The 11,769-nt window shown below is 71.1% G+C and carries 8 protein-coding genes; 6 read left to right on the top strand and 2 right to left on the bottom strand.

From position 1 onward, the window contains the following. Positions 1 to 1,215 precede the first annotated feature (1,215 nt). The 4 genes from BFF76_RS10510 (at position 1,216) to BFF76_RS10490 (ending at position 7,027) form a co-directional block, all read left to right on the top strand. On the top strand, positions 1,216 to 2,358 hold the full coding sequence (locus BFF76_RS10510; protein WP_244167249.1) for an acyl-CoA dehydrogenase family protein: 1,143 nt from the start codon (positions 1,216 to 1,218) through the stop codon (positions 2,356 to 2,358). Next, positions 2,355 to 3,647: a condensation domain-containing protein gene (locus BFF76_RS31215; protein ID WP_208604832.1), complete on the top strand. Its 1,293-nt coding sequence runs from the start codon at positions 2,355 to 2,357 to the stop codon at positions 3,645 to 3,647. Before BFF76_RS10510 ends, BFF76_RS31215 begins: the two co-directional genes overlap by 4 nt. A gap of 576 nt (positions 3,648 to 4,223) precedes the next feature. Beyond that, entirely contained in the window at positions 4,224 to 5,735 is a 1,512-nt protein-coding gene (locus BFF76_RS10495) for an FUSC family protein (protein WP_053929978.1), read from the top strand. Positions 5,736 to 5,953: 218 nt separating this feature from the next. Continuing rightward, positions 5,954 to 7,027 (top strand): lactonase family protein, encoded by a 1,074-nt coding sequence (locus tag BFF76_RS10490; protein ID WP_065848061.1) that lies wholly within the window; start codon positions 5,954 to 5,956, stop codon positions 7,025 to 7,027. Between the two features lie 128 nt (positions 7,028 to 7,155). On the opposite strand, the gene BFF76_RS10485 is transcribed toward BFF76_RS10490, so the two are convergent. Next, positions 7,156 to 8,079 (bottom strand): sirohydrochlorin chelatase, encoded by a 924-nt coding sequence (locus tag BFF76_RS10485; RefSeq protein ID WP_107418410.1) that lies wholly within the window; start codon positions 8,077 to 8,079, stop codon positions 7,156 to 7,158. 149 nt (positions 8,080 to 8,228) lie between these two features. After that, on the bottom strand, positions 8,229 to 9,218 hold the full coding sequence (locus BFF76_RS10480) for an N-acetylglucosamine kinase (protein WP_065848060.1): 990 nt from the start codon (positions 9,216 to 9,218) through the stop codon (positions 8,229 to 8,231). 208 nt (positions 9,219 to 9,426) lie between these two features. Between BFF76_RS10480 and BFF76_RS10475 the strand changes: the two genes are divergently transcribed. Beyond that, positions 9,427 to 10,104 (top strand): uracil-DNA glycosylase, encoded by a 678-nt coding sequence (locus tag BFF76_RS10475; RefSeq protein WP_031096860.1) that lies wholly within the window; start codon positions 9,427 to 9,429, stop codon positions 10,102 to 10,104. 403 nt (positions 10,105 to 10,507) lie between these two features. Continuing rightward, positions 10,508 to 11,728, top strand: coding sequence for a saccharopine dehydrogenase family protein (locus BFF76_RS10470; protein WP_031096859.1), 1,221 nt, complete (start codon positions 10,508 to 10,510; stop codon positions 11,726 to 11,728). The last annotated feature ends 41 nt before the right edge of the window (positions 11,729 to 11,769 follow it).

The raw sequence follows: 11,769 nt of genomic DNA, 5'->3' as shown, positions 1-11,769 counted from the left end.
AGGCGGTCGGCCGGCCTGCAGGGGCGGGTCGCGCAGGAGAGATCTGCCGCGGAGCCGCCGGGAGAGACGGGAGGCAGAGATCCACAGGGCGCCCGCCGGCGAGCGATTCGCTGCGGTACGCCACGCGCCGTGAACAGAAATACGCCATACCGCCGGGAAAGGCCGTATGGCGTGAAGTCGCAGTGCTCCAACGTGGGGCCCATGTTCTTAGTGCATCGCCGGCTTGTCAATGTCTGCCGGACGGACAGTGCCGGTGACGGTGCGTCCGGTGACCGGCGGCCGTGATGAGGGAGGACCCCCGTCCGGCGGTCGAAGGTGTACACCCCGGGCACCCGGCCGGTGACACTCGCCCATGTGGTCCGCCTTTCAACCTCGCGCGCCGAGAATGAGGAATTCATGGAATGCGGTCGCGGGAGGTGCATGTGGGTACCAACTGCACCTCGGACCACGTTTGCATCTTGCCTCATATGTCCGGTGTCAGTGGGTCGGGGCCCTTTCGGTGGAGGTGATTCCATGACGTGAGTCCATGAATATGGCCTGAACCATACTCGGTTGACGTTTGCGAGCCGTCGTCCTGACGCTCCAGCGCGCCGGAAACGATCCGCAGCCACTCGCCGAAGGCGGTGGCCCGTGCGGCCATAACCCGTACGCCATCGGCGGGCGATGGAGTGTCGGGAGGGAGGCAAGGGCACCGTTTCCGCCACCGGATCGCCATCCCTTGCCCGCATCATGTCCGGTTCCCGGTACGGGATCGCGTCACCCCGCAACGCGCCACCGCCAAGTCCGCCGACCGGCCCGGACCCTCACAGGCCCACACGATCGGACGACGATGAAACGGGCATCAAGTCGCCTACCGTCGCTGACGGAGAAGATGATCCACTGGCGTCATTGACGAGCCGCCGGGCGGTCCATATATTTTCAACTCGATCGCATGCCGGTGCACCGGCTTCGTGACGACGGCGTGAATTCAGGTCAGTCGGTTCATCCTGCGGGAAACATTGTGGGGAAGCGCAGAATGCCGGTCGTCGACCACCAGGCCAGAACCGAAACACCGCCGGCGCGCCGCCTGGCCTGCGCCGGCTGGGGGCGGGAGCCCGATCCGGAGTCCACACTTCGATGTCCCCGGTGTCCGGCTGCGGCAGATCCCCCAGGCTGAACCCGGACAGCGCCACCCACCGGAATGATGCGCCCGCACCCACCTTCGCAAGGATTCCGTTGATACTCAGTCACCTCTCCACGCAACAGGCGGAGCGCCACGGCGAGTTCCGCGCCTTCGCAGATCGTGCCCTGGTCCCGCAGGCGGACCGCTTCGATCGTGAGCAGGCGATCTCCCGGGAGGTCATCGCCGACCTCGCCGGGCAGGCATACCTCGGTGCGCTCATTCCCAAGGAGTTCGGCGGCGCCGGCATGGGCTGGATCGAGTACGGGCTGCTCACCGAGGAGCTCGGCCGGGGCTGCCAGTCGATCCGGAACTTCGTGGCCGTGGACGACATGGTCGCCCACTCGATCCACAAATGGGGAACCGAGGAGCAGAAGGAGCAGTGGCTGCTCCGGATCACCTCGGGGCGGACTCTTGCCGCCTTCGCCCTGACCGAACCGGACGTAGGCAGCGACGCCGCCGCCGTCGAGACCACGGCGACGGCCGACGGCACCGAGATCGTCCTTCGCGGCACCAAGAAGTGGATCAGCTTCGCCCAGATCGCGGACCTCTTCCTGGTCTTCGCCAAGCTCGACGGGCAGCACACCGCCTTCCTGGTGGAGCGGGACACTCCCGGCCTGTCGGTGGAACCGATCGAGGGCCTGCTCGGCCTGCGTGGTTCGATGCTCGGCCGGATCACCTTCGACGACTGCCGGATCCCGGCCACCAACCTGGTCGGCCGGCCCGGCGTGGGTCTCACCTTCGTCGCCTCCAGTGCGCTCGACCTCGGCCGTTACAGCACGGCCTGGGGCTCGGTCGGTCTGGCCCAGGCATGCCTGGAGGCCTCCACGGAGTACGCCGGCCGCCGTGCCCAGTACGGCACCGAGATCAGTAACCACCAGCTGGTCCAGCAACTGCTGGCCGACATGCTCACCGACACCGTCACGGCCCGGCTGCTCTGCCACCACGCAGGGGTGAGCAAGGAGCAGGGCGAGATGGAGGCCGTCAACCACACCCTGCTGGCGAAGTACCGGGCCTCGACCATCGCCGTCAAGGCTGCCGCGGACGCGGTGCAGATCCACGGGGCCCAGGGCATCGGCGCGGAGGCGTCCGTCCAGCGTCACCACCGGGATGCCAAGGTGATGGAGATCATCGAGGGCACGACGCAGATCCAGCAGACCATGCTCGGCCAGTTCGCCCTCCGGGCGGCCCAGCTGTGAGCGACGACCTGCGCACAGGAGCGGTGACCTACGGTCAACTGTCGGTCCTGCGCTCGCTGGAGACGCACGGAGCCGACCACCGGTCGGTCGCCAACCTGATCAGCGTCTGGGAGGTGCCGTTCGGTGTCGGGACGGCCCAGGTGATGGACGCCTGGCTCCAGTTGGTGGCGGCACACGAGTCGCTGCGGACCACCTATGACCTGAGCGGCCCCTCGCCGACCCAGACGGTCCACCCGTACCGCCCGTCCGGCGTTGCGGCGGTGGAGCTGGCCGAGGACAGCTTCGAGGCGGCTCTTCGGCTGGCCGCCGAGTCGGCCGCCGAGCCGATCGACATCGAGTCCGGGCAGCCGTGGCGTGCCTTCGTCACGACTCACCAGGGCGATGCGCTCCACCTGGTCACCGTGATCCATCATGTGGCGGCCGACAACGGTGCGTTGCGGGTGCTGGAGGAGCAGTTCGGCCTGCTCCTGGACGGCGGGACGCTCGGGCCGGTGGTGCAGCCGCTGGAGATGGCGCAGGCGCAGCAGGAGGAGCCGGGTTCCCGGAGCGTCCGGCACTGGACCGAGGCATGGGGCCAACTGGTCCCGGCGGACCGGGATCCGGATGACGGCAGTGAGCGTCGCCGGGCGTCGCTCTACAGCCTGGAGGCTCTGGCCGCCACGCAGCAGCTCTCCGAACGGCTGAGGATCTCGGTCCAGTCGGTGGTGCTGGGCGTCGGCGCGCTCGCGCTGTCCCGGCTCAAGCGGACCGAACAGGTGACCCTCGCGCTGATGGCCGCCAACCGGCTCACCGATCGGTGGGTGCCGCTGGTCAGCTCGCTCAACCAGTTCGCTCCGGTCACCCTCACCATCGATGAGGAGGCCAACCCGCTGGAGTACCTGCGGGCGGGCTACCTCCAGTGCATGACGGCGTACATGAACGGCTGCTACGACGTCGACGCGCTGAGGACGAGCCTTCGGCAAGCGGGCCGGCAGGAGACGGACCCGACCGCCTTCGCCAAGCACTTCAACTTCCTCGGCGACGTCGACGCCGAGCCCGACGCCAGATCGGACCTGCACACCGGGATTCAGTGGCGCCCCTCCACCCAGCGATCCGGGCCGAACTTCCACCTCGCGGTGGCCACCGGGAAGGGGATTCTCATCGGCGTGGGCGCGAGCCGCGACTACCTCGAAGGGAATCTTCCGGCCGTCCTCGCGGCCTCGATCGAGGCCGGTCTGATCAATATCGCCAAGGGGTCCGAAAGTTCCCTGGCCGAGGTGTCGCTGGACAATCCGTGGAGGTCCGTCTGAGAGCTCGCGGAATGCGGGGGGAGAATCCTCTCCCCCCGCAGGTTCGCCGTTCATGACCGGGGCGAGCCGGTTTCAGAACCCCGCACAGATTCCGCGACGCTGCTTCTTCATGATCAACACCTCCCTCTCCGTGGTGACTATAGCCACGGGCGGTCGTGCTGTGGAAGGAGATTCCGGCTGAGTCGCGGGAAGACGACTGAGCTTTCGCTCATGACGGATTCGCGCGCACGACGGGGACCGGGTTGCGGTCATGGACGGCGGTCCGGGGGACCGGTCCGGGGCTCCGTGGTGACGGCCCGGCTTCGGCGGCGGAAGCTGCAGTGATCATGCGGAGATTCCGGGGGTGGAGGACGCCGTTCAAGCGCCTTGTCGCGTGCGGTTGGTCCGTTGGCTCTGCTGCGGAGGACAAGGTGAAGCTATTTTTGGGCCATTGGTCCAAGAGGTTGGGCTTCAGTTGAACCAGTAGTCCCTCAGATGTTGAGATAGGTCTGTCAATGGCGCTGCGGGTCCCCTCGGGATCTCTGCGGCGCCTTTCTCATGTCCGCACCGGTCCAGGTGCGAAAGGGGCCGGGTAGCTTGCTGAAGAGGGCGTTCGTCGCACACGATCCTGGGCAGATGCGACTGCGGTTCGCGTCCCGGGCCGTGCTCGGCATCGGGCTCGCCGTCGCCCTGTGCGGGGCGGCCGGGTACTCGCTGACAGCGGCCATCACCGGTGGCCTGGCCGCGCTGCTCGCACTGTTCACGGTGACCGACCCGACGGTGCGTGGGCAGGCGACCACGACCGCGTTCCTCCCCGTCGTCGGTCTCCCGGTGCTCACGCTCGCCGCGGTGCTGCACGATGTGCCCGTCGCGCGCGACCTGGCCTTCCTCGCCGTAGTGGGGGCGGGGGTGTACGCGCGGCGGTGGGGACCGCGCGGGCACTCGCTGGGCGTGTTCGGCTTCATGGCCTATTTCTCCGCCCAGTTCCTGCACACCGTGCCCGGCCAGCTCCCCGAACTCTGTGCGGCCGTGCTGCTGTCCCTCGTCGCGTCGTCGGTGGTGCGGTTCGGGGTGTGGTGCTACGAGCGGCGGTTCGCGGCCCCCATGGCAGTCGCCCTTCCTGCCGGGGGGACAGGGCTCGGGCGGGTCACGACGCGGCAGGCCGTGCAGGCGACGCTGGGGGCGGGGTTCGCGCTCGCGGTGGGGCAGGTGCTCTCAGATCAGCGTTGGTACTGGGCGGTCGGCGCCACCTGGTGGGTGTTCGTGGCCACGACCTCGCGGGGCGAGGCCGTCGTGCGCGGGTTCAGACGGTTCCTGGGAACGGTGCTCGGGATCGGGGTCGGCTTCGCCGTGGCTGTGCCGCTGCACCATGAGCCGGTCGTGGCCGCCGTGGTCGTGGCGCTCAGCGTGTTCGGGATCTTCTACACCGCCGCCGTCTCCTATACCTGGATGATGCTTGCCGTGACCGTCATGGCGAGCATGCTGTACGGACTGCTCGGCGTGCTCGACACGGGTCTGCTCATGCTGCGGGTGGCCGAGACGGCGGTCGGGGCGCTCGGCGCCGCCCTGGCGGTGCTGTTCGTGCTGCCGGTGACCACGCACTCGGTGACCGAGGCGTGGGTGGAGCGGGCGCTGCGGTGCGTGCACACGTGCACGGCGGAGGCCGCCGCCCGGCTCGCCGGGAGCGAGGACGTCGACCCGCACCAGCGCGTTGTCGAACTGGAGGCGATCCTCGGCCGGGTGCGCCTGTCGCTCGCGCCGCTCGTGCATCCGCTCAACCTGATGAAGGCCCGCAAGCGACGGGCGTTGCAGGTCCTCGCGCTGCTCGACGACTGCGCACGTGAGGTGCGCGGCCTGACCTCCGTGGCCGCCGACCCGGAGGCGTCGCACGACATCCGGCTCGCCGCGGCCTGCTGGCGGGTGGAGGCCGCCGTCGAGGCGCTCACCGACGCGCCGGCCGTCGGGCGGGACCTCCGGCTCGACACCGCGACGGCTACGGAACCGACGGGCGTCGAGCCGGTGCTCGCCCACCTCCATGCGCTGGAGCGGGCCCTGCTCGAACTCGCCGTGCCCCTGCGGAGGGCCGGCCGCGTTCCGGCCGGCGCCTGAGCCGCCGCGCGCGGCGAGACCCTCGAGCGTCACCTCGACCCGGTACTGCTTCTGGGGTGCTCGCCTCACCGCTGCACGGTTTCCGGCGCCCGCCGCTCGCCGACGCCTGATCGCGCCCCGTCGACCCGCCTCCGCCGCCCCGACAGGGCCGGACCGGTAAGCGCTGCCTGCTACCGTCGGCCGGGAAGATCGTGACGGACGTGAAGAGGGGTAGCGCGATGGGCGCCGACCACGCAGGGCGGGCATTCATAGGGTCGTTCACCTCGGCGGGCGGCCGTGGCATCAGTGTCGCCGCCGTCGACCGTGACACCGGAGCGCTGTCCGTCCTCGCGTCCACGGACGTCCTGGCCGATCCGTCCTTCCTCGCGGTCGGCCGTGCTCCCGGGACGGGCGGCGCCGTGCTGTACGCGGTCAGCGAGACCTCCGACGGTGCCGCCGCGGCCTTCGGCATCGACGACGACGGCACGCCGCGGCTGATCGGTGAGGTGCGACCGGTCGACGGGAGCAGCCCCACCCACCTTGCCCTCGCCGCCGGCCATCTGCTCACGGCCAACTACGGCTCCGGCAGTGTCACCGCACTGCCCGTGCGGGACGACGGCTCACCCGGTCCGGCGACCGGCCTGCTCCGGCACGAGGGCCGTGGCCCCGACGAGAGCCGCCAGTCGGGCCCGCACGCGCACCAGGTGCTGGCCGACCCCTCGCGGAACTGGGTGCTGAGCGTGGACCTCGGTACGGACTCCGTACGCGTCTGTGCCCTCGACCCCGAAAGCGGCTCCCTGAGGCTGCACACCGAGACGGCGCTGCGACCGGGTACCGGACCGCGTCATCTCGCCTTTCACCCGTCCGGAGGACACGCCTACGTCCTGAACGAGCTGGAACCGACTGTCACCGTGTGCCGCTGGGACGCGGCCGGGGGAGTCCTCGAACCGCTCGGGGAGACGCAGGTGCTGCCGCAGGACCACGACGAAGGCGGCGGCGCTGCGCGAGCGTACCCGTCGGAGGTGGTGGTCTCGCACGACGGCCGCTTCCTGTGGACCGCCAACCGCGGGCACGACAGCATCTCCGTCCTCACGCTCGACGAGACGGCCGAGAAGCCCGTCCTGGCGGCGGCAGTGGGCTGCGGAGGACGCTGGCCGCGCGATCTCACCCTCGACCCCACCGGGCAGTGGCTGTACGCCGCCAACGAGCACTCCGGGAACGTCAGCTGGTTCGCCGTGGACGCTGAGACGGGAATCCCGGTGCACGCGGGCTCCGTCGAGGTGCCGGCCGCATCCTGCGTGGTCCTCGGCTGACTCCCGCCCCCACAGGGCCGGGGCGCCGCGGCCGGGGGGTGCGCCGTCAGGCGACCGGCGACGGCATGTGGGGCGGACCGGAGAGACTGGTCCGCCCCACATCGTCCAGGGTGTGCGGGTGGCGCGGATCAGTGCGCCTGGGCTCCCTGAGGCGTCGCCGGGGTGATCCCCAGCGTCGTCGCGTACAGCGAGAGCACCAGCTTGCCGATGGCCGGGTACGCGCCGAGAGGCTCCGCCGTGGCACAGCCGGCCTCCTTCGCGGCAGCGTCCAGCAGTCCGGCGTCGATCTCCGGACCCACCAGGTACGGCGCGAGCGCGAGCTGTGCCGAACCGGAGTTCTGCAGCTGCGCGGCGATGGACGCGACCGAACCCTCCACGTCCAGGGCCGCGGCCATCACCGGCACGGCGAGGCGGGCTGCCAGCAGCATGCCGGTGATCCCGGCGGCCTGCACGGCCTCCTCGCCGCCCACCGTGACCAGCACGATGCCGTCGGCCGCGGTCGCCACGGTGAACAGCCGCGCGCGGTCGGCGCGGGCCAGGCCGGCCTCCGAAAGGCGTACGTGCAACGCCTCGGCGAGCAGGGGGTGCGGGCCCAGCACGTCGGTCAGCTCGGCCTGCGTACCGCTGTCCATGACCGCCTGGCGTATGCGCCGGATCAGAGAGCTGTCCGGCCCCGCGAGCAGCGGCACCACGACGGCCGACGGGCCCGAGGGCTCGGCGACCTCACGGCCCGCGGCGGTGGCCTGCTCGTAGCGCGCGGTGCGCTCGGCGGCGGCATGGGCGAGTACGGAGACGAGCGTGGGATATTCCGCGTCGTCGCCGTCGAGATAGCCGATCTGTGCGTTCAGACCGGGCAGCTCGGAGCGGGCGATGCTGATCACTTCCTCGGCCAGGCTGCGCGCGGCCGGGGAAGGGGTACCGGGAAGGGCGAGAACGAGCGCGGCAGCGCCCTCAGGTGCGACCACGGGCTCCGGGCGGCGGTGCCGTCCGGACTGGCGAGGTCGCGGCATTCGTACAGGCAGGCCGGAAGCGGGCCCAGTGGGGGTGCTCATGGCGCCGCATGCTACTGGTTTTGGGTACCCCTCTGTTCGGGGAGGGGGCGGACAGGCGTTATCTGTCCGTATATGTCTGTTGAGCGGCAAACTAGGTGTCTGGCCTGCTCTGTCCGGACGGGTGATCGCTCGGATCGGCTACGTTTCGCCTACGTTACTCCCGGTACGAACAGTAGGGACGGGTGGGGCGGCAGCCGCAGCCCCGGGCCGGCGAGCGCCCGCGCGATCTCCAGTGCGCCGTGCAGCGGGTCACCCTCCGCCGGGACCACGCGCGCCTGCGGGACCTGCCGTGCCAGCTCCCCGCGCAGCGGCCCGAGAAGAGGCTCGCCGATGCGGAACAGGCCACCGGTCAGAGCGACCTCGCAGTCGTCGGGACCGGAGACGGCGGGCCCGGGGCACGCCGCGGCAGCCGCGGCGGCGATGTGCGCCGCCGCCTCCCGCAGGATCCCGGCCGCGACCTCGTCCTCACGAGCGCAGGCCCCGACCTCGGGGGCGAAGGAGGCCAGCAGCGCGGGACGGTCCGTACGCGGATAGAGCAGGCCGGGAAGGCCGGTGACCGGTCCGAAGAGCGCCTCGAGCCGCGCCAGCAGCACGGGCGAGCCACCGCGCCGGCCGTCGTGGGCCCGCAGCGCCGCATCGAGCCCCGCCCGGCCGATCCAGGCCCCGCCGCCGCTGTCGCCCAGCAGATGGCCCCAGCCGTCCGCCCTGCGCCACGTCACCAGGTCGGTGCCGAGCGCGATCATGCCGGTGCCGCCCGCGACGACCGCTCCCGGCCGCTGCCCCAGTGCCCCGGCGTACGCGGTCACCGCGTCGGCGGCCAGCGCCACCCGCCGTACGCCGAGTGTCTCCGCCAGGGCGTCGGGCAGCCGGGCGCGCAGCCGGCCTCCCAGGGTCGCCATTCCGGCCGCCCCGACCGTCGCGGCGACGACTGCCGCCCCGGCGTCCTCCTGCTCCAGCAGGCGGCGGACAGCGGGCAGCAGCTGATCGAGGAGGTGCCCGGCGTCGATGCCGTCCGGGCCCGTCCGTACGGGTTCGGCGCAGACGGCGGTGGACGCCGGACGCCCCGCGTCCACCGGACCGAGCGCCACGCGCAGTCCCGACCCCCCGGAGTCCACCCCGAGGACGAGCGCGTCCGTCACGGCAGCCGCCCGTCCGACGGCCCGGCGCCGGCCTGGCGGGTCAGCGGAAGCAACGGGCACCGCTCACTGCGGACGACTGCCTGCGGGAGCTCATGTGCGGACTCCGAGGGGATGGGGGGCTGGAGACGAGCGGCACCCTATCGCTCAACCCGGCCCGATGGGGGCCTCATGATCACTCTGCACCGTGTGGGCCGGTAGAGTGACGTCTGTGGCAGCGCGACCGTTGAGTGAACTTGTGGAGCCCGGCTGGGCCGAGGCGTTGGAACCCGTGTCGGGCCGTATCGCGGCCATGGGTGACTTCCTCCGTGCTGAGATCGGAGCGGGCCGCACATATCTGCCCGCGGGGCAGAACGTTCTCCGCGCCTTCCAGCAGCCCTTCGACGACGTACGTGTCCTGATCGTGGGTCAGGACCCGTATCCGACACCGGGCATGGCGATCGGGCTCAGTTTCGCGGTGGCGCCCGACGTGCGGCGTCTGCCGGGCAGTCTGGAGAACATCTTCAGGGAACTGCACTCCGACCTCGGTCTTCCCCGGCCCTCCAACGGAGACCTCACACCCTGGACGCAGCAGGGTGTACTGCTGCTCAACCGGGCGCTGACCACGGCGCCCGGCAAGCCCGCCGCCCATCGTGGCAAGGGCTGGGAAGAAGTGACGGAGCAGGCCATTCGCGCCCTGGTCGCACGGGGCAAGCCGATGGTGTCCGTGCTGTGGGGGCGGGACGCGCGCAACGTGCGGCCGCTCCTCGGTGACCTGCCGGCGGTCGAATCGGCCCATCCTTCCCCCATGTCGGCCGACCGCGGCTTCTTCGGCTCACGGCCTTTCAGCCGCACCAACGAATTCCTGGTGCACGCCGGGGAGCAACCGGTGGACTGGCGTCTGCCGTGAGCGGCCGGGGCGGAACGCCACGCGCCCCGCACCCCGTGACCGTCCCCTCGCATACCTCCTCCCTTCCGGGGCACGAGACTTGATGGAACGAGCTCCGGCGGTGGTCCCCCTCCCGTCCGTGAGCACCCGGCCCCACCGGCATCCCCCCGCCGGTGGGGCCGGATCCTTGTCCGGAGCGGTTCGTCGTACCGGGGTCGCGTCCCGGTGGCCCGACGGCGCGTGTGCCATGGCGCCTGGAGTCCGTCCGGGTGGCGCCCCGCAGCGCGGATAGCCCGGACGCGGGACACCGCCCGGACGGCTGCCCGCCACCGGGCGGACCGGCTGTTAGCGTCCCCACTCCGCCGGACCGGCCGGCCCGGCTGCAGCCGTTGCCGCGGCAGAAGCCGCAGAGGAGTGATGTCCCATGCGTGTCCTTCTGGTGGGCGCGGGAGGGGTTGGCACGGCGATCACCCGGATCGCGGCCCGTCGCCCCTTCTTCGAGCACATGACGGTCGCCGACTACGACCGCGGACGGGCTGAGCGCGCCGTCGCCGCGCTCGGGGACCGAGGTGAGCGTTTCGATGCGGTCCGGCTGGACGCCTCCGACCCCGTAGCCGTGCGTGCCGCGCTCGACGAACACCGCTGCGACGTCCTGCTCAACGCCACCGACCCCCGGTTCGTCATGCCGCTGTTCGAGGCGGCTCTCGCCCGCGGCACGCACTACCTCGACATGGCCATGTCCCTGTCCCGGCCGCATCCGTCCCGCCCGTACGAGGAGTGCGGCGTCAAGCTCGGGGACGCGCAGTTCGACCGGGCGCCCGAGTGGGAGGCCGCCGGACGCCTCGCACTGGTCGGCATGGGGGTGGAGCCAGGGCTCTCGGATGTGTTCGCCCGGTACGCCTCCGACGAACTCTTCGACGAGATCGAGGAGATCGGGATCCGGGACGGCGCCGATCTGACGGTGGAGGGATACGACTTCGCCCCGTCCTTCAGCATCTGGACGACCATCGAGGAATGCCTGAACCCACCGGTCGTCTACGAGGAGGGGCGGGGCTGGTTCACCACCGCCCCCTTCAGCGATCCGGAGGTCTTCGACTTCCCCGGGGGCATCGGGCCCGTGGAGTGCGTCAACGTCGAGCACGAGGAGGTGCTGCTCGTCCCGCGATGGCTGAAGGCCCGGCGCGTCACGTTCAAGTACGGGCTGGGCGACGAGTTCATCGGGGTGCTGCGTACGCTCCACAAGCTCGGTCTCGACCGTACGGAGCCCGTCCCGGTGAAGAGCGGTGCCGGCTCCGCCCTGGTCTCGCCCCGTGACGTGGTGGCCGCTTGCCTGCCCGACCCGGCCGGACTCGGTGAGCGGATGCACGGGAAGACGTGCGCGGGAACCTGGGTGAAGGGCAGCAAGGACGGGCAGCCGAGAGAGGTCTACCTCCACCACGTGGTCGACAACCAGTGGTCGATGCGTGAGTACGGCTCCCAGGCCGTGGTCTGGCAGACGGCGGTCAACCCTGTCGCCGCGCTCGAACTCATCGCGGGCGGTCTCTGGGGCGGCAGCGGTGTGCTGGGCCCCGAGGCCATGCCGCCGCGGCCCTTCCTCGACCTGCTGACGGAATACGGGGCACCCTGGGGCATCCGCGAGCAGTGACCGCCGGCTGGACGCCCTGTCGCCGGCGTGCACGCCCGTGA

The sequence above is a fragment of the Streptomyces mutomycini genome (genome assembly GCF_001700505.1).
Classification (GTDB): Bacteria; Actinomycetota; Actinomycetes; order Streptomycetales; family Streptomycetaceae; genus Streptomyces; species Streptomyces mutomycini.
This window is presented reverse-complemented; position numbering and strand designations above follow the sequence as displayed.

Excerpts from the sequence above, each read along its gene's own strand:
- BFF76_RS10470 (WP_031096859.1), top strand. The coding sequence starts at position 10,508 with ATGCGTGTCCTTCTGGTGGGCGCGGGAGGGGTTGGCACGGCGATCACC.
- BFF76_RS10490 (WP_065848061.1), top strand. The coding sequence starts at position 5,954 with ATGGGCGCCGACCACGCAGGGCGGGCATTCATAGGGTCGTTCACCTCG.
- BFF76_RS10485 (WP_107418410.1), bottom strand. The coding sequence starts at position 8,079 with ATGAGCACCCCCACTGGGCCCGCTTCCGGCCTGCCTGTACGAATGCCG.